The organism is Aeromonas sp. CU5 (genome assembly GCF_002586745.1).
Taxonomy (GTDB): Bacteria; Pseudomonadota; Gammaproteobacteria; order Enterobacterales; family Aeromonadaceae; genus Aeromonas; species Aeromonas sobria.
Genome location: NZ_CP023817.1, coordinates 4,174,391 through 4,191,334 on the forward strand (window position 1 = coordinate 4,174,391; position 16,944 = coordinate 4,191,334).

Sequence of the window (16,944 nt, forward strand, 5' to 3'; positions counted from 1 at the left end):
GGTGGTGATGCACGCGATGGCTGGCTAAAAAAATCGGGACCTGAAAGATCCCGATTTACATGACAAAAACAACACCGTTTAGTGGATATCGTCCTGCTTGATCTTGAAGCGCATGGCGATCACCACGAACAGCAGCGGGCCTATGATGGTCCAGATACCGGTGGAGATATCCCCGGAGATAAAGGGGGCGACCACGGTGAAGACGTTACCGAAGGCGACCAGAACCAGGCTGATGATGGTTGCCAGCAGCACCGAGCCCGCGCTCTTGAAGAAGATCAGATCCTTGCCCAGCGCCGGGTTGTTGCGATAGCGGTACCAGGCGTAGATGAGGAACATGTAGGGCAGGGTCATACTGACGTTGGTCATGGTGATGATCAGTTCATAGAGGGCGGCGGCCCCTTCCGGATTGATCAGGGTAAAGATGGATTTGGCTGCGATAAAAGCACAGACCACCCAGGCTTGCACCTTGAGCGCTTCAATCCTTACCCCATTCTTGTTTTCGCTCTGGAAACGCTCCGGCCAGAAGTAGCTAGGGGTGCCGGTGATGAACTGACGTAGCGGCGCATAAGATAGCGCGATAAAGGCACCCAGATAGCTCAGGAACATGCCAAGACCGGCAAAGCGCATGAAAATCTGGCCCAGCCACTCGCCACCGAGATGGCGACCCAGCTCCAGCATGATGATGAAGAGGGCGGAAAGGGAGGTGATCCCTTCGGCTGGGAAGTCGCTCCAGCGCATGATGGAGCCGACCGCCAGAAAGCCGATGATGTAGCAGATCACGATGAAGCCACCAGAGAGGAAGATGCCACGCTTGAGGTCGCGCTCCGGATCTTCCAGCTCATCCGCTACGCCGGCCATCGCCTCAACCCCGCCGTAGGCGAAGATAGCGAATACCATGAAGCCGAGGAAAGGAATGATGTCGTTGAAGGCGGCGTTCGGTGACGCGGTCAATGATGCTCCAGTAAGGGGCTCTTGCAGGGTCATGCCGCTTACCGCGAAGGTGAAGACGCCCCCCACCAGCAGCAGCACGTTGAGGGCCACAACGGAGAGGCCACCGATGGCAGCCACCTTGGCGAAGCGGGCGCTGCCGAAGGTGATGAGTTTGGTGACAGTCGCGACCAGTGCGATGGCGACCACTCCCAGCATGAAGGGGCCGAAGTCGATGCTGGTGCCGAACGTGACCGGGATGACGGTGATGTCGCGGCCAAATAGCATGAAGGAGAGGGGCACCCACATGGAGAGCGCCTTGCCAAACATCCAGATGACGTACGAGGCAAACCACATGGTCAGGCCGATAAAGGCAAAGCGGGTTGATACTGAATGGCGCATCCAGGTAAAGATGCCGCCCGCCTCTTTGCGAAAGCCGGTGCCAAATTCAATCATCATCAAAATAAAAGGGATGAAGAAAAAAAGACCACCGACCACAAACATCGGAATAGCGGCATACCCCATGCGGTAAAAACCGATCCCGATATTAGTGACGCCAAATACCGATGTTAATATCATCAATATAAAGGCACCCAACTTCAGCTTTTTTGCTGACATAATTGACACTCCCTTATTGTGCTGGATTTAAAACAACCAAAAATTAAACAAAAAAATCTTGATTTGATTAATAACTCTGGGGCAGCGACCTCACCCACCGCCGGTAGAACAGGGTCTGGCAGAGGGTGAGAGGATCGGTAAATCCGCCCAGTGATTAATCAATATTTGGACGGCATTGATTATGGCGATGACTGCGAGCGATATTAGGTAAGATGCACCAGTAACCAGATGTGAATAATTTTATCACTAGTTGTGCTGACTTGGTAAGTTCACTCGTGTGAGGCCGCTCAAGAAAAAATAGCAATGCCAGTAATTTGATACGTTACGGATGTAAATATTTACGGTGTTGATGGCATTATCCTCACCATGAGAGCACAGCGCCTCGCGGCTGGATAAATAAACGGCAAGAGCGCCACTTTGATTATCCCAGGCGGGTTAACAAAACCCCGACCGTAATAATGGCCGCCGCGGTGAGCCGTACTCGCCCAAGTGGTTCTTTCAGTAGCAAGACCGAGAGCAGCATGGCGAACAGCACACTGCTTTCACGCAGGGCCGCCACTACCCCGATGGGCGCCTTGGTCATGGCCCAGATGACGATGCCATAGGCAAGCAGCGACATGGCCCCTCCCATGATACCGATCAGCGCGTATTGGCGGATCTGATACCAGGTGCTGCGCCGCTGATGGATCAGCAGTACCACCAGCATCACCAGCCCGTTGCAGGCAAACAGCCAGAGGGTGTAGCGGATCGGCTCACCACCAACCCGAGCCCCGGCACCGTCCGAGAGGGTGTAGCCAGCGGTAAACATGGCGGTGATCAGTGCCGCCTTGATCGCTTTGCTGCCAAGTCGTTCTCGTCCTCCCCTCCAGGCCATCAACAAGACCCCCAGGATCAATACAACCGCCCCCAGTACGCCGTGAATACCCGGATAGTCAGCCAGTATTGCGGCACCCAGGATCATTGCCAACAAGGGCGCACAGCCACGGGCCAGCGGATAGATCTGGCCAAACTCTCCGTGGTTGTAAGCGCGGCTGAGAAACAGGCAGTAACCGGTATGGAGCAGGATCGAGAGGCCGAGCCAGGGCAATTCGGCAGCAGAGGGGAGCCCCATTGGCAACAGCGCCACGGCAGCGATAAGCCCGGAGAAGAGTGCTACCAGCGACACGCCAACCAGTCGCTCCTCGCCAATTTTGACCAGCGCATTCCAGCTGGCATGAAGCATGGCGGCCAGCAGAACGGCAAAAAAGACGGGGGTAGTCATAGGAAGGGGCTCTCGGGCGACAGGGGCCAATAGCATACTCGCCCTAACGGGTATGGGCTGGGATCTCCATCAAGGCTTCAGCTGCCCCAGCACCAGCTTGGGATGGGGATCGGTCTGCAGCGGAATATCTTGCAGCTGTGTGCCCTGCTGGTGGAGATGGATGATCCCGGCGGCCATCTTGCCCAGCCCCTCGTAGCTGCTGATGGTGCCGACGGTGCAGCCGTGTTCAACGAACAGTTCGGCGCTGCAGATGGTGGGGATGGAAGCCTCGTTGAGTGCATTGAGCAGACGGGGGGCGATGGAGAGCAGATAGCTGTCGGCGGCCAGAAAGACGATGTCGCTTTTGGCATCCTGTTGCAGCCGCTTCAGTTCGTTGTCCAGCCGCCGCGGGTCAGGGGCCATCCGCCAGGTGACCATCTGCCACTGATAGCGCTTCGCCTCGTTGAGCAGCATATCGGCCACCAGCAGGGTGTTCTGCTCCCGTGGGTTGAAGGGCAGCAACAGCCGTTTTCCGGTGGGGAGATGTTTACTGGCGTTGGCCAGTTGCAGCGCCATCGGCACCATGTTGCTCACCCCGGCCACCATGTTGTTCTGGGTTTTGTCTTCCGAGAGAAAACCTGCCCCGACCGGATCGGAGACCACGTTGAAGATAAGGGGCTTGCGGTTAGCTACCAGGCTCTTGGTCATGGCGGTGGCCGTGGTGCCAAAGGTGTAGATGTAGTCGTACTCCGCCAGTTTCGGCAGCATCTGCTGGCGCAACATGGTCGCCAGCGCGGTGCGATCCTGATCGGCATTGTAGGTGGTGATGGTGGCCTGATAGCCAAGGCGGGTCAGCTCTGCCCGAAAGCCTGCTTCGGCTGCGGTTTCGCCGCGCCACAGCACCATGGCAATAGAGAGAGCGTGAGCTGGTAGGGAGAGCAACAACAGCAGTGCGACAAGCAGTTGAACCCTCATTTCTCTTCTCCCGCGTAGACCCTTGTCTGATGAGCTTAGGCTACTTCCTCCGGTGGTAAACGACGCCCAACAAAAAGCGCGATGGCAAGCCATCGCGCTTTGGGGTCTGCAGGAGTTTGCTTAGAAGTCGTAGCGGGCGGCCAACTGGAAGTCATCCTCGTTGGCGGTCGCTTTACCGGCAACGCTGTCCAGATTGTTGATGCGGTACTCGCCGATGACCCGCAGGTTCTTGTTGAACTTGTACTGGGCTCCCAGGGTGTAGTAATCCACGTTGTCTTTCTTGGTGCCCGCCTTGTCCTGCTCCTGTTTGTTCCACAGGGCCATCAGGCCAAAGCCGTTCTCGAAGTTGTAGCCCAGCGCCGCTTCCCAACCGGTGTGATCGGTGCCAGTTGCCAGGAAGTCACTGCCATCGGCATAACTCAGGGCCGCGTAGGCGGCTTTGTTGTCGAACTTGGCGGAGATCAGCCACAGCTTGGCATCTTCTTCGCCGCTCTTGTCGCGCAGGCCGACGTTATAGGCGGTACCCAGCGATAGGTTGAACGGGAAGGTGTAGGCCACGGCAGCACCGTAGGCAGCGTCGCTATCCTTGCTGGTGGTCTCTTCAGTGTCACCGCCATCGAACTTGTAGCTGGTGTCGAGCTGGAAGCCATTAAACAGGCCGGAGTATTTCAGCACGGAACCGGCGCGGTTGGTGGCGAAGGTATCGGTTTTGGCGCCCAGCGCCTCGTTGCCGTAGCCGTCGGAGAGGGAGACATCAGTCCAGTCGGCCAGGAAGCCCGGGGCCCCTTTCTGGCGACCGAAGGTCACGGTGCCCCAGTCAGCGCCCACGCCAGCAAAGGCCAGACGGGTACGCAGGTTGTCGGAGCTCTCGCTGATGGTCTTCTCGCTGTCGTTGATATACATCTGCACTTCGTACTGAGCCAGCGCCTTCAGACCGCTCTGGATCTGGGTTTCGGCCTTGGCACCGAAGCGGACAAACTGGTTGGCTCCCTGCTTGGCGCTGTAATCCTTGGTGCCATTCGGGTTGGCGGTATCGACGTTTTCTTTCTTGTCGCCGAAGAATTGACCAGCGTAGATACGGCCATACAGATCCAGCATGGCGGTGTCATTTTTATAAACTTCAACGGCTTGAGCCTGGAATGCGGCGGTCAGAGCCAGTGCCACTACAGTCAGCTTTTTCATCTTAATCCCTTGTGTTGCAAGCTTTTGTTTTGAAGACGGGGCCATGCTAGGCAGTGGGGATGACAGCGGGGTGACAGCGGGATGAAGAGTTAGTTGCAGTTAGGTTGCAATTAGATGAATTGGCTACATTATTGCCCGCAGCGGCTACTTTTGTGCGCAAAGGTTTGCCCTTGTGGTAGAATACCGCCCGTTTTCGGGCCCCATAGGTTGGATATGCGATGAGACGTGAACTGGCAATCGAGTTTTCCCGAGTGACGGAAGCGGCTGCACTGGCTGGCTATAAGTGGCTCGGGCGTGGTGACAAGAATATCGCTGATGGGGCGGCCGTAGCGGCCATGCGCCACATTCTCAACCAGATCGACATCGATGGTGAGATTGTGATCGGCGAAGGTGAGATTGATGAAGCACCGATGCTCTATATCGGTGAAAAAGTGGGTACCGGGCACGGTGATTCGGTCGATATCGCCGTTGATCCGATAGAAGGCACCCGCATGACCGCCATGGGTCAGTCTAATGCGCTGGCGGTGCTGGCGGTGGGCGACAAGGGCTCGTTCCTTAAAGCGCCTGACATGTACATGGAGAAGATCATTGTCGGTCCCAAGGCCAAAGGGTCGATCGACCTGAATCAGGCCCTCGAGCTGAACCTCAAGTCGGTGGCCAAGGCGCTGGGCAAACCGCTCTCCCGCCTGACCGTCATCACCCTGGCCAAGCCGCGTCATGACAAGGCGATCAAGGAGATGCAGGGGCTGGGCGTGCGGGTGTTTGCCATCCCTGATGGTGATGTTGCCGCCTCCATTCTTACCTGTCTGCCGGACAGCGAAGTCGACATGCTTTACGGCATCGGCGGCGCACCGGAAGGGGTGATTTCGGCCGCGGTGATCCGCGCGCTGGATGGCGACATGCAGGCTCGTCTGGTGCCGCGTCACCGGGTCAAGGGCGACAGCCCGGAAGTGCGTGCACTGGGCGAACAGGAAATTGCCCGCTGCGAAGCACTCGGTATCGATATCAGCAAGGTGCTCAAGCTGGAAGATATGGCGAAGAATGACAATGTCATCTTCTCCGCCACCGGTATCACCAAGGGTGATCTGCTGGACGGCATCACCAGCGATGGCGTGATGGCGACCACCGAGACTCTATTGATCCGTGGTAAGTCGCGCACCATCCGCCGCATCAAGTCGATCCACTACCTTGAGCGCAAAGACAGCGTGGTACGCGATATCATCATGTGATGATGTTTCGCTGAATCGGCTGTTTTGCCTCAAAGCCCGATCGCCCGTGCGGTCGGGCTTTTTATTGTGCGCCAGCTACGTTTGTGCCACCGCTTCGGCTATGGTGGCTCAGACCGTCCCCGTCCCAAAGGAGTGGAGTGTATGGAGTGTCGTAGCGGCTGCGCTGCCTGTTGCATCGCCCCCAGTATCAGCAGTGCCATTCCCGGTATGCCAGATGGCAAGCCGGCGGGTATCCCCTGTGTCCAGCTTGATGGCGTGCTTGGCTGCAAGATCTTCGGTCTGCCTGAGCGGCCAGCGGTATGTGGTGGCTTTCGCCCCATGATGGATGTGTGTGGCAGCCATCGTGCCGAGGCCATTTGGCTGATCGGCGAGCTGGAGCGGCTGACCGGTTGACGTGACCTGAAAAGATCACTGGATCGAGCATAAAAAAGAGGCCGCATCATGCGGCCTCTCGCGTCTCTGTGCGTCGGGATCAAATCCCTGCCAGCTCCAGTGCCTGACGATAGTACTCGTTGGCCTTGTTGGTGAGGCGACGTTTGTCCATCAGCTGGCCAAGGGCATGGTAGGCGGCGGCGCTGGGGGCGCTGACGACTTCCTGCTCCAGCAGCTTCTGGGCATCGTCCAGCTGGCCAGCCAGCAGATAGAGCTGGGCCAGCGCCGTATCGACATGCGGTTGCCCTTGCTGCTTTTGCAGCAGTGCCAGCAGCGGCTGGTAGTTGTCGAGTTTCAGCTTGGGCAGGCGCGCCAGCAGCTGTGGCATCGGCTGCTTGCGCAGCGCCTCCTGCCACAGGGTAGCAGCCTCGCCATCGGCGCCCAGTTGGCGCAGCAGATCGCCATAGCAGGCCAGCAGTTCCGGCTCCAGGCGCAGCTTGCGCGGCAGATCCTGCCACACCGCCTTGAGGGTTTCGAGGCTGCTTGCCGCCTGTTGTAGACGACCACTCCATGCCTGTTGCAGCAGGTCTTCTTCCTGTTTCGGGGTCAGCTTGCCCACCTTGTGCAGCGCTGGGATCAGGTCGCACAGGGCGCTCCAGTCCTGACGGGCCAGATGCACCTGACGCAGCTGATCCAGCACCATGGGGTGGCGCGGGTTGAGGGCGTAGACCGACTCCAGCATCGCCAGCGCGGTGTCGTACTGGCCCTGTTCGATCTGCAGCTGGGTCTGGGTGAGGGTGAGCGCCAGCTCGGCCTTGGGGTTCTCCTCCTGCGCTTTTTGCAGGTATTGATCCCGGCGGGCGTCGTCACCACGGGCCTGAGCCGCCTTGGCGGCGCTCAGGTAGTTGAGCAGCGGGGTGTCGCTGTTGCTGGCCCCCTTGATCATCAGCTTTTCAGCCTGACTGTAGTGCCCTTCAGCCATCGCCAGAGTGGCGGCAACGGTCTGCTGATTGGCCTTGCGGCGGCGGCGTGAGCCATACCAGCCTTGTGTCTTGCGACGCAGGCCGAATACCCGGCCCAGCAGCCACTCGATGAGCAGCAGGGCACCGTAGAACAGCACAGCCAGGATCACCGCGCTGGTGACGGAGGATTCGATGGTGTAATTGCCAAGGGCAATCAGTACATAGCCCTTGTTACCGGACGCTTGTGGGCCAAAGATCAGCCCTGCGACCATCACGGCAACCAGAATGATTATACGGATCATGGTGCCCTCCTCAGTTGCTGGCCAGAATGCGTTGCAGGCGTTCGGTCAGTACCTGTTCCAGCATGGCCTGAGTCTTGAACTGTTCCGGATAATCGATCTGGATCTGTTCGCCCTTGAGCTTGTCGATTTCCCCCTGCATATAGCGGGTAGCACTGTTTTCGGTGTCGAAGTATTGGGTCAGCCAGCGCTGGGCCTTGTCCAGGCTGTCTTCATAGAGCGTTTGCTGCTCGCGGTAAACCGAGATTTGTGCCTGCAGCAATTTGGTCTTGAGGTTTTCACGCAGGAAGATCTCTTGTTGCGGCGAGAGCAGGGCCTCTACCGCGCCATCGCGGCGACGGATGGTGACGAAGTTTTCGGTGAACTTGACCCAGTTCTTCTTCAAGTTGCTCTCCCACTCGTCGGGATTGGCGGTGACCGCCTGATCAGCTTCAAGCTTGGCTTCCGGCATGCTGACGGTAGAGAGGGGCAGCAGCTCGATTTGATCTTCGAGGGCGGCCAGTTTGAGGGTCAGCCCCTCACGGTCAATACGCGGCATCCCCTTGAGCTTGGTGATGTCTTCCGCCAATGCCTTGCGGATTGGCATCAGGCTGGGGTCGTTCAGGGCTCGGATCCGTTCGTCGGCATTACCCAGCAGGGTGATGGCGGAGATCAGATCATGCTCCAGCCACAGCTTGCGGCCTGCCATCCGTACCAGATACTCGGATTCGGCCAGCATCCAGTCGTTGGGGCGCTTGTCGTTCAGATCCAGCACCCGGTTTTGTAGCCCCTGCATCTCGCCCTGCAGTCGTTGCTGGGTCTGATCCAGTGTGGCCAACTGCTCGGCATCCTTGCTGCTGGTCTGGTCGATCTTGCTCAGGGCGCTCGCCAGTTGCTGCTTGAGCTGGGCCAGTTCGGCCTGCTGGGCAACGGCATTCTGGTGACCGTGCAGATAGAGACCACCGGTCAGGCCAAGGGCCAGCAGAATGGCGACGCCACCCAGTACGGTACCGGAGCGGCTCTTGCTGTTATTGACCACAGCGGTGGGCTGGGGTTTGACCTGGGATTCTTGTTGTTCTGTCATTCCATCTTCCTCAGTTCCAGTGCGGCCATCAGGGCCTGGTTGGATGCACCTTGGGCAATCGTGATATGGATAAAGCCCGCTGCACTGGCCATCTCGGCCACGCGGGGGCTGGGGACCACCAGCAGGCGGCCAAAAAGCCAGGGCCGCTGGTGGTCGGGCACCAGTGCCAGCAACCGTTGCAGCAGTTCACCACTGGTAATGAGCAGGCTATCCAGCCCGGCTGCTTGCCAGTGGTGGGTTAATTGTTCCCCGTCGAACTCGGGGTAGTGGCGCTCATAGGCCGCACAATAGTGCACCAGAGCACCGCGTGAGGCCAGCGTGTCGGCGATCAGCTCCCGTCCGCCATTGCCACGGAGGATCAGTACCCGTTTGCCAACCAGTTGTTGCAGGGCGGGTAATGCCAACAGCCCCTCACTGCGCGGGTCATCCGGGCAGATTGCCGCAATACCGATGGCGGCAAACCCATCTGCGCTGGCTTGACCTACGGCAAAGTACTCAATATGTGGCCAGGTCTGACCAGTTTGCAACAGAAAATCGTGTGCAAAATGAATGGCATGGAGGCTGACGGCGATAACAATGTCGGCACTGTGCAGCAGGTCTGGCAGGTAAGGGAGTTCACTGCCCGCCACGGTTTCCAGCAGCGGGCAGCAGAGTGGTGCATGACCGTGCTGGCGCAGCAACTGCACCAGCTCGGTGGCCTGAGCGGCCGGACGCACCACCAGCGGGATCATCCGCGGTAGACCTCGGCCAGAATCACGTCGGCACCGGCGGCCAGCAGGCGCTGGGCCAGCTGTTCGCCGAGGGCTTCGCCGTCGCTCACCGAGCCACGGATCTCGTCACGGATCACCTGAGTGCCATCCGGGCTACCCACCAGACCGCGCAGCCAGATCTGGTCGCCCTCGACCAGTGCGTAGGCACCGATAGGGACCTGACATCCCCCTTGCAGGGCGCGGTTCATGGCCCGCTCGGTCAGTACCCGGGTGCGGGTCTCGGCGTGCTCCAGCGGCGCCAGCAGGGCGTGCAGCTCAACATCGTCGAGGCGGCACTCGATGCCGACGGCCCCCTGGCCGTTGGCAGGCAGGCTCTGTTCCGGTTCGATAAAGGCCGCAATGCGGTGTGCCATCTCCAGTCGTTTCAGACCGGCGGCGGCGAGAATGATGGCATCGTACTCACCGCCATCCAGCTTGGCGAGGCGGGTGTTGACGTTGCCCCGCAGGTCGCGGATCACCAGATCCGGGCGGGCGGCACGCAGCTGGCATTGGCGGCGCAGGCTGGAGGTGCCGACCACGGCCCCTTGCGGCAACTCGGCAATGGCCTTGAAACGGTTTGAAACGAAGGCATCGCGGGGATCTTCCCGCTCGCAGATAGTGTGCAGGCCGAGCCCCTCGGGGAACTCCACCGGCACATCTTTCATGGAGTGAACGGCGATATCGGCTCGCCCTTCCAGCATGGCGGTCTCCAGCTCCTTGACGAACAACCCCTTGCCACCGACCTTGGCCAGCGGGGTATCGAGGATTTTGTCACCCTGAGTGCTCATGGGGACCAGTTCGACCTGCAACTGCGGGTGCAGGGCTTCGAGCCGGTCTTTGACAAAGTTGGCCTGCCACAGGGCCAGCGGGCTCTTGCGAGTGGCAATTTTCAGGGTTCGGGCTGCCATATCAATCAGTTGTTTCATTTTTAGGAGGAAATCGATATTACCACCCTTTGCCCGGGCTTTCATGGCGCAGCCGGCAAAAGCGCGGACAGGCTCAAAAATGCAGGTTGAAAATGATTTTCATTAAGAGTTTATGGAAGGCTAAGATATTGAAAATATTTAAATTTAAAGATATCCCTTGATACTTAATGTGGTCATACCAGAAATAATGAGGTGATTCGCGGTGGGCTTGTTTACCACTGCTGCTGGCATTGTTAACATGATCACACTTTTTTGACGTATCCCCCTTTTGGTGCGTCATTTTTACCTTGGTGATAGGCAGGGCATTGCAGGAACACATAGATACGCTGGTTGCGCGTTATGACGACATTACCCGTCTCAAGACGCAACGGGCGTTAGGCCTCATGAGTCGCTACGGACAGCAGGTATTTCAACTGCTGCCTGTCATGCTGCACTTCAATCACCCCCTGCTGCCAGGCTATGTTTCTGGCGATGTCCCTCATGGTATCTGGAGCTTCAGCGCCACTGCCGAACAGCAAGCCTTTATCGATGACCTCTGTCGCAACGCCAACTGCCTGAATGGTCTGGCAACCCAGGATCGCGCGATTCAGGGGCTCTACTCCATGGGCAGTACCTCCTCCATCGGCCAATGCTGCCACTCCGATCTCGATATCTGGGTCTGCCACGTGGCCGGTTTGTCGCAGGAGCGGCTCGATCTGCTGGATCAGAAGTGTCAGCAACTCTCCAAGTGGGCTGAACAGCGCGGGGTCGATCTCAACTTTTTCCTGATCCCGGAAGACAAGTTCCGCCAGACCAACGATGCCCAGATGCAGGGGGAGAGCTGCGGCAGTGCCCAGCACCTGCTGTTGCTCGACGAGTTCTATCGTAGTGCCATGCATATCGCGGGCAAACGCTTGATCTGGTATCTGGTGCCCATCGCGTGTGATGACCACTACGACGCCTATGTGAACGAACTGTTCGAGAGCGGCAAGCTCAAGCAGGATGACTGGCTTGATCTCGGCAGTTTTGACCGCATTCCGGCCGAAGAGTATTTCGGTTCCGCCTTGTGGCAGCTCTACAAGGGGATCGACTCCCCTTACAAAGCGGTGCTCAAGTCGGTGCTGATGGAGGCCTACTCCCACGAGTACCCCGATACCCGTTTGCTGTCGATGATTGGTCGCGACTGGTTCCAGCATAACGAGGGGATGCACTACCGGCTCGACAACTACTCTCTGATGCTGGACAAGGTGACCAACTACCTCAAGTCCATCGGCGATATGGCGCGGCTCGATCTGGTGCGCCGTTGCTTCTACCTCAAGGTGTGTGACGGCCTCAGCCATCCCAAGGATGATCACTCCCCCGAGTGGCGCCGTGGGCAAATGAGCCAGCTGGTCTCCTACTGGGGGTGGAGTCAGCAGAAGCTGTATCAGCTCGATCATCGCCACGAGTGGAAGATCGAAGAGGTGAAGATCGCCCACGCCGAGTTGCTGGAGGCTCTGATGCAGAGCTACCGCAACCTGATCCAGTTCGCCCGCCGCAACAACATCAGTGAGTCGATCAACCCGGAAGATATCGGCATTCTGTCGCGCAAACTCTATGCCGCCTTCGAGAGTCTGCCGGGCAAGGTACAGCGCATCAACCTCAAGATTGCGCCGGATCTCAGCGAGCCGGATCTCAGCTTGGTACAGGTGCCCCATGGTCGCCTGAATCGCGCCGGCTGGTACCTCTACAAGCATTCACTGGAGCCGGTGGACATCATTGGCCGCGCGCCGCTTGAGTTCAACGGCTACATCAGCAAGCTGGTCTCCTGGGCCTACTTCAACGATCTGCTGACCCCCCAGTCACGGGTACACCTGTTCAATCAGGGCTCGGATCTGCACATCGACAATCTGCACCAGTTCTGTCGCGATCTCTCCGGTTGTTTCCCCGAGAAGTACCCGCTGGCCACCAACCTGGCCCTCAGCCGCCCGTGCGAGATCCGTCAGCTCTCCATCTTCCTCAATCTGGAGATGGACCCGACCAGCCACTGGGTCGGTCAGGTAATCGAATTTGATGCCAACACCGTGGATGTTTTCTCGTTTGGTCGCAATCAGGAGTGTCTGGTGGGCTCGGTGGATCTGGTCTATCGCAACTCCTGGAGCGAGATCCGCACCCTGCACTTCCAGGGGGATGAAGCCGTGGTCGATGCCCTCACCACCATCCTCGGCAAGATGCACCAGGATGCCGCCGCCCCCGAGATGATCGAGGTGTTTTGCTACAGCCAACACTTCCGCTCATTGCTGCGCTCCCGCTTCGAGACCCTGGTGGCTGAGTGTATCGATCTGCGCCTCGCCCGCGACAAGCAGCAGTTGGTCAAGACCATGGCGCTCGGCAAGGAGAAGTACGGCATCTTCTTTGAGCGGCGCGGGGTGTCGGTCAAGAAGCTGGAAAACGCCATCGATTTTTACCGCCACATCTCCCACAACAAGCTGGATCACCTGCCGCTGCGGCTCGACAAGACCCACAGCCAGCATCTGCCGAGCATCGTCGATGCCTACGCCAGTGAAGGTTTGGTGCAGTTCTTCTTCGATACCCGGGATGCAGGGACCAACATCTACATCCTCGATGAGGCGAACCGGGTGGAGATTTACCAGCATTTTGCCGGCAACAAGGATGAGCTGGTGGCGGGGGTCAACCGCTTCTACACCTCCAGTCACGAGCGGTTCAGCGATGACGGTCAGTTCATCAACTTCAACCTGCCCCAGTACTACGAGATAGTGCAGCAGGGTGGTGAGCTGGCGGTGATCTCCTACCGCAGTCAGGGCATGTTGCGGGAGCAGGCGCCGCCGACCCGGGAAGTGGGCTGATCCGCCAGTTGGTATCGCCATAAAAAACGGCCTGCAGATGCAGGCCGTTTGCTTTTGAGGCAGATCAGGCGCCGAGGCGGGCCAGCAGCCAGCGGCGAATATCATCGAGCTGCGGACGGCAGATCTCGTGACGCATCGGGTACTCGTGCCACTCGGGGGTGAGCCCGGCACTTTCCAGCCGGTTCTTGGCATCCCACCCCAGCGACAGGCTCACCACATCGTCATAGATGCCGTGCATGTAGCAGATGGGCAGGGTGCGAGCAGCCTCGCTCATCTCGCCGAGCAGCGCATCGGGGGCAGCCAGATAGGTAGACATGCAGAGCAGGCCAGCCAGCTTCGCTTGATAGCGCAGCACGGTGAAGGAGGCAATCACCCCGCCCTGAGAGAAGCCCACCAGCACGATGCGCTCGGGGGAAAACCCCTCGGTCACCAGTTGATCCAGCAATGCGGCAATCTGGTCGGCCGATTCACGGACGTGGGACTCCACGGCCCGCTCGGCGGGATCCTCGAAGCTCTTGATGTCGTACCAGCCGCGCATCTTGTAGCCCATGTTGATGGTGATCGGTCGCTCGGGGGCGTCCGGCAGCAGGTGACGCACCGGCAGCTCGGTGGGCAGGTCCAGCGCCTCTACCAGCGGGGCGAGACCGGCGCCGGAATCCCCCAGCCCGTGCAGCCAGATCACCGCATGGCGGGCATCCTGCGGGTACAAGTCGATCATGGGAACACCACAGTTTCACCCGCCTGCGTGGTACAGGAGCGGCTCAGCAGGGCTTTCAGCTCGTGACCGAAGCGGTTGTCGATCCAGGTTTCACCCTGCAGTTCGAAGTGGAAGCCGTTTTCGCGGGTAGCGACCCAGATCTGGTGCAGCGGCTCTTGCTTGTTGATGATGACCTTGGTCTTGTTCTCGAAAGAGAGGGTCAATACGCCGCCGTTGCGTTCGCAATCGATATCGGGATACCCCTCGTCGATAATGTCTTCCACATACTGGAAAAAGGTGTCGGTCAGGGCGTGATACTGGTGATCCTTCATCGGTTTATCCTGTTGCTTTTAACAATGTGAGTGCGATTATAGAGGGCCAAAAATTTTTTCGCAGCGAACCATTATGATCACCCAGTTCACCAAGTGTCTGCTTGCCACTCTTCTGTCCCTCGGGTTGGCCGCATGCGGTCTGACGGGGCCGCTGTACATGCCGCCCCCCGAGCAGCCACAGAGCCAGAGTACACCGCAATCGGCACCGCCTGCGACCTCAGAGGCAGCCACCGAGGCCGCGCCGCACTAATGCCGCACCCATTCTAGGAAGGAACCGCCCCCTTGGATCACTTTAACTACGACGCCGACGGCCAGCTTCAGGCCGAGCAAACCTCGCTGCAGCAGCTTGCCGAGCAGTACGGTACCCCGCTTTACGTCTACTCCCGTGCGACTCTTGAGCGCCATTGGCACGCCTTCGACACGGCGGCTGGCAATATTCCCCATCTGATCTGCTATGCGGTGAAGGCCAACTCCAACCTGGCGCTGCTCAACCTGTTGGCCCGTCTGGGTTCCGGGTTTGACATCGTCTCCGGTGGCGAGCTGTCGCGGGTGCTGGCGGCGGGCGGTGATCCGGCCAAAGTGGTCTTCTCCGGGGTGGCCAAGAGCGAAGCCGAGATGCGCCTCGCGCTGGATAAAGAGATCCTCTGTTTCAATCTGGAGTCGGAAGCCGAGCTGGAGCGCCTCAATCGGGTGGCGGGCAGCATGGGCAAGAAGGCCCGTGTCTCGGTGCGGGTCAATCCGGATATCGATGCCGGTACTCACCCCTATATCTCCACCGGCCTCAAGCAGAACAAGTTCGGCATCCCCATCGAGCTGGCGCCTGCCATCTATCGCAAGGCGGCGGCGATGGCGAACATCGAGATCGTCGGGGTGGATTGCCATATCGGCTCCCAGCTCACCGAGCTCACCCCCTTCATGGAAGCGGCTGACAAGTTGCTGCGGCTCATCGACGAGCTGGCGGCGGAGGGGATCCGCATTCACCACCTGGACGTGGGTGGCGGTCTGGGGGTCAACTATGGCGCCGAGCAGCCACCCCATCCCACCGAATACGCCGAAGCGCTCAAGCAGAAGCTGGCGGGTCGGGATCTGACCCTGTTGTTCGAGCCGGGCCGCGCCATCGTCGCCAATGCCGGTGTGTTGCTGACCCGGGTCGAGTACCTCAAGCCGGGCGAGACCCGCAACTTCGCGCTGATCGATGCCGGCATGAACGACATGCTGCGCCCCTCGCTCTACGGCGCCTGGATGAACATCATCGAGGTGGATAGCCGTGCCGGTCATGCTCCTGCGCTCTATGACGTGGTGGGCCCGGTGTGCGAGACCGGCGACTTCCTCGGCAAGGAGCGCACCCTGGCCATTGGCGAGGGTTCCCTGCTGGCGGTGCGTTCGGCCGGTGCCTACGGCTTTACCATGTCATCCAACTACAACACCCGCCCCCGTGCCGCCGAAGTATTGGTAGATGGTGCCGAGTCGCACCTGATCCGTGAGCGGGAGCAGTTGGCCGATCTCTGGCGCGGTGAGCACCTGTTGCCTTAATGGCACAGTCAGGGACAATGATTTGATTACGGTTGACGGTGAATTTTTACAGCCCTAACAGCACAGGAATGCACGATGTGGATGGATTCTTCCGGGATGCATGGGGCTATGGACAACGACTTCATAGTGGTTGATGGTGAATTTTTACAGCCCTAACAGCACAGGAATGCACGATGTTGATAGATTTTTCCAAGATGCATGGCTTGGGCAACGACTTTATGGTGGTGGATGGCGTCACCCAGAAGGTCTTTTTCAGCAATGATGTCATCAAGAAGCTGGCAGATCGCCACTTCGGGATCGGCTTTGACCAGCTGTTGCTGGTCGAGCCCCCCTATGATCCGGAACTCGACTTCCACTATCGCATTTTCAATGCCGATGGCAGCGAGGTGGAGCAGTGTGGCAACGGCGCCCGCTGTTTTGCCCGTTTTGTGCGTCTCAAGGGGCTGATCAACCGGGATCGCATTGCCGTTAGCACCTCTCGTGGCCGCATTATGCTGCAGCTCGAAGGGGAGAATCAGGTCACGGTCAACATGGGGGTCCCCCAGTTCGAGCCGAGCAAGATCCCGTTTCGAGCTCAAAAAGCAGAAAAAACCTACCTGTTGCGGGTGCAGGAGCATACCGTGATGTGTGGCGCTGTCTCCATGGGCAACCCTCACTGCGTCATTGATGTTCCGTCGGTTGCCGATGCACCGGTCGCCGTGTTGGGGGCCATCATGGAGCGCAACGAGCGTTTTCCCGAGCGGGTCAACGTCGGCTTCTCCGAGGTGGTCAACGCCAGCGAGATCAAGCTGCGGGTATTCGAGCGCGGGGTCGGTGAGACCCTGGCCTGTGGTACCGGCGCGTGCGCCGCTGTGGTGGTCGGCATCAGTCAGGGCAAGCTCAAGGAGCGAGTCACTGTCACCCTGCCGGGCGGCAAGCTGACCATCGCCTGGAAGGGGCCAGGGCAACCTGTCTATATGACCGGGCCAGCCGAGCATGTGTTTGACGGCCAGATAGAGGTTTAGGTAGAGGGGGC

General features: G+C 59.0%; 16 protein-coding genes. 6 read left to right on the top strand and 10 right to left on the bottom strand.

Features of this window, described 5'->3' with window-relative positions:
• Positions 1–78: 78 nt before the first annotated feature.
• The 4 genes from yjeM to CK911_RS18910 form a co-directional block, all read right to left on the bottom strand.
• On the bottom strand, positions 79–1,545 hold the full coding sequence (gene yjeM, locus CK911_RS18895) for a glutamate/gamma-aminobutyrate family transporter YjeM (protein ID WP_042024552.1): 1,467 nt from the start codon (positions 1,543–1,545) through the stop codon (positions 79–81).
• A 421-nt stretch (positions 1,546–1,966) separates the two neighbouring features.
• Positions 1,967–2,842: a DMT family transporter gene (locus CK911_RS18900; protein WP_098971873.1), complete on the bottom strand. Its 876-nt coding sequence runs from the start codon at positions 2,840–2,842 to the stop codon at positions 1,967–1,969.
• Between the two features lie 33 nt (positions 2,843–2,875).
• Positions 2,876–3,760, bottom strand: coding sequence for an ABC transporter substrate-binding protein (locus CK911_RS18905; protein ID WP_098971875.1), 885 nt, complete (start codon positions 3,758–3,760; stop codon positions 2,876–2,878).
• 120 nt (positions 3,761–3,880) lie between these two features.
• A complete protein-coding gene (locus CK911_RS18910; RefSeq protein WP_042024558.1) occupies positions 3,881–4,942 on the bottom strand; it encodes a porin in 1,062 nt (353 codons plus the stop codon).
• A gap of 218 nt (positions 4,943–5,160) precedes the next feature.
• Here CK911_RS18910 and glpX point away from each other — a divergent pair, with 218 nt between their 5' ends.
• The gene (glpX, locus tag CK911_RS18915; protein ID WP_042024560.1) at positions 5,161–6,171 is read left to right on the top strand and encodes a class II fructose-bisphosphatase; all 1,011 of its coding nucleotides are present in this window, start codon (positions 5,161–5,163) and stop codon (positions 6,169–6,171) included.
• Between the two features lie 141 nt (positions 6,172–6,312).
• Positions 6,313–6,564: a YkgJ family cysteine cluster protein gene (locus CK911_RS18920; protein ID WP_042024562.1), complete on the top strand. Its 252-nt coding sequence runs from the start codon at positions 6,313–6,315 to the stop codon at positions 6,562–6,564.
• A gap of 79 nt (positions 6,565–6,643) precedes the next feature.
• Here the strand turns inward: CK911_RS18920 and CK911_RS18925 are convergent, their stop codons facing one another.
• Genes CK911_RS18925 through hemC form a run of 4 tightly spaced genes read right to left on the bottom strand, consistent with a single transcriptional unit; the run spans position 6,644 to position 10,524 of the window.
• Positions 6,644–7,807: a heme biosynthesis HemY N-terminal domain-containing protein gene (locus CK911_RS18925; RefSeq protein ID WP_098971877.1), complete on the bottom strand. Its 1,164-nt coding sequence runs from the start codon at positions 7,805–7,807 to the stop codon at positions 6,644–6,646.
• 10 nt (positions 7,808–7,817) lie between these two features.
• Complete coding sequence (locus CK911_RS18930; RefSeq protein WP_098971879.1) at positions 7,818–8,867, bottom strand: uroporphyrinogen-III C-methyltransferase; 1,050 nt, start codon at positions 8,865–8,867, stop codon at positions 7,818–7,820.
• On the bottom strand, positions 8,864–9,598 hold the full coding sequence (locus CK911_RS18935) for a uroporphyrinogen-III synthase (RefSeq protein WP_098971881.1): 735 nt from the start codon (positions 9,596–9,598) through the stop codon (positions 8,864–8,866). The genes CK911_RS18930 and CK911_RS18935 overlap by 4 nt, the downstream gene beginning before the upstream one ends.
• Positions 9,595–10,524: a hydroxymethylbilane synthase gene (hemC, locus tag CK911_RS18940; protein WP_139426007.1), complete on the bottom strand. Its 930-nt coding sequence runs from the start codon at positions 10,522–10,524 to the stop codon at positions 9,595–9,597. The genes CK911_RS18935 and hemC overlap by 4 nt, the downstream gene beginning before the upstream one ends.
• A gap of 323 nt (positions 10,525–10,847) precedes the next feature.
• Here hemC and CK911_RS18945 point away from each other — a divergent pair, with 323 nt between their 5' ends.
• Positions 10,848–13,367 (top strand): class I adenylate cyclase, encoded by a 2,520-nt coding sequence (locus tag CK911_RS18945; protein ID WP_098971883.1) that lies wholly within the window; start codon positions 10,848–10,850, stop codon positions 13,365–13,367.
• A 64-nt stretch (positions 13,368–13,431) separates the two neighbouring features.
• On the opposite strand, the gene CK911_RS18950 is transcribed toward CK911_RS18945, so the two are convergent.
• Both CK911_RS18950 and cyaY read right to left on the bottom strand, forming a co-directional pair.
• A complete protein-coding gene (locus CK911_RS18950) occupies positions 13,432–14,085 on the bottom strand; it encodes an alpha/beta hydrolase (RefSeq protein ID WP_098971886.1) in 654 nt (217 codons plus the stop codon).
• Positions 14,082–14,396: an iron donor protein CyaY gene (gene cyaY, locus CK911_RS18955; protein ID WP_042024573.1), complete on the bottom strand. Its 315-nt coding sequence runs from the start codon at positions 14,394–14,396 to the stop codon at positions 14,082–14,084. Before cyaY ends, CK911_RS18950 begins: the two co-directional genes overlap by 4 nt.
• A 73-nt stretch (positions 14,397–14,469) precedes the next feature.
• On the opposite strand from cyaY, the gene CK911_RS21260 reads away from it, so the two are divergent.
• The 3 genes from CK911_RS21260 (at position 14,470) to dapF (ending at position 16,933) form a co-directional block, all read left to right on the top strand.
• Positions 14,470–14,646: a lipoprotein gene (locus tag CK911_RS21260; RefSeq protein WP_139245159.1), complete on the top strand. Its 177-nt coding sequence runs from the start codon at positions 14,470–14,472 to the stop codon at positions 14,644–14,646.
• Positions 14,647–14,678: 32 nt separating this feature from the next.
• On the top strand, positions 14,679–15,929 hold the full coding sequence (gene lysA, locus CK911_RS18960; protein ID WP_098971888.1) for a diaminopimelate decarboxylase: 1,251 nt from the start codon (positions 14,679–14,681) through the stop codon (positions 15,927–15,929).
• A 173-nt stretch (positions 15,930–16,102) separates the two neighbouring features.
• The gene (dapF, locus tag CK911_RS18965) at positions 16,103–16,933 is read left to right on the top strand and encodes a diaminopimelate epimerase (protein WP_042024577.1); all 831 of its coding nucleotides are present in this window, start codon (positions 16,103–16,105) and stop codon (positions 16,931–16,933) included.
• Positions 16,934–16,944: the final 11 nt, after the last annotated feature.

What these genes read in the sequence shown, in the direction of transcription:
- CK911_RS21260 (WP_139245159.1), top strand. Translation starts at nt 14,470, where the DNA reads ATGATCACCCAGTTCACCAAGTGTCTGCTTGCCACTCTTCTGTCCCTC.
- yjeM (WP_042024552.1), bottom strand. Translation starts at nt 1,545, where the DNA reads ATGTCAGCAAAAAAGCTGAAGTTGGGTGCCTTTATATTGATGATATTA.
- CK911_RS18910 (WP_042024558.1), bottom strand. Translation starts at nt 4,942, where the DNA reads ATGAAAAAGCTGACTGTAGTGGCACTGGCTCTGACCGCCGCATTCCAG.
- hemC (WP_139426007.1), bottom strand. Translation starts at nt 10,524, where the DNA reads ATGGCAGCCCGAACCCTGAAAATTGCCACTCGCAAGAGCCCGCTGGCC.
- CK911_RS18920 (WP_042024562.1), top strand. Translation starts at nt 6,313, where the DNA reads ATGGAGTGTCGTAGCGGCTGCGCTGCCTGTTGCATCGCCCCCAGTATC.
- CK911_RS18935 (WP_098971881.1), bottom strand. Translation starts at nt 9,598, where the DNA reads ATGATCCCGCTGGTGGTGCGTCCGGCCGCTCAGGCCACCGAGCTGGTG.
- CK911_RS18900 (WP_098971873.1), bottom strand. Translation starts at nt 2,842, where the DNA reads ATGCTATTGGCCCCTGTCGCCCGAGAGCCCCTTCCTATGACTACCCCC.
- dapF (WP_042024577.1), top strand. Translation starts at nt 16,103, where the DNA reads ATGTTGATAGATTTTTCCAAGATGCATGGCTTGGGCAACGACTTTATG.
- cyaY (WP_042024573.1), bottom strand. Translation starts at nt 14,396, where the DNA reads ATGAAGGATCACCAGTATCACGCCCTGACCGACACCTTTTTCCAGTAT.
- CK911_RS18905 (WP_098971875.1), bottom strand. Translation starts at nt 3,760, where the DNA reads ATGAGGGTTCAACTGCTTGTCGCACTGCTGTTGTTGCTCTCCCTACCA.
- glpX (WP_042024560.1), top strand. Translation starts at nt 5,161, where the DNA reads ATGAGACGTGAACTGGCAATCGAGTTTTCCCGAGTGACGGAAGCGGCT.
- CK911_RS18950 (WP_098971886.1), bottom strand. Translation starts at nt 14,085, where the DNA reads ATGATCGACTTGTACCCGCAGGATGCCCGCCATGCGGTGATCTGGCTG.
- CK911_RS18930 (WP_098971879.1), bottom strand. Translation starts at nt 8,867, where the DNA reads ATGACAGAACAACAAGAATCCCAGGTCAAACCCCAGCCCACCGCTGTG.
- CK911_RS18925 (WP_098971877.1), bottom strand. Translation starts at nt 7,807, where the DNA reads ATGATCCGTATAATCATTCTGGTTGCCGTGATGGTCGCAGGGCTGATC.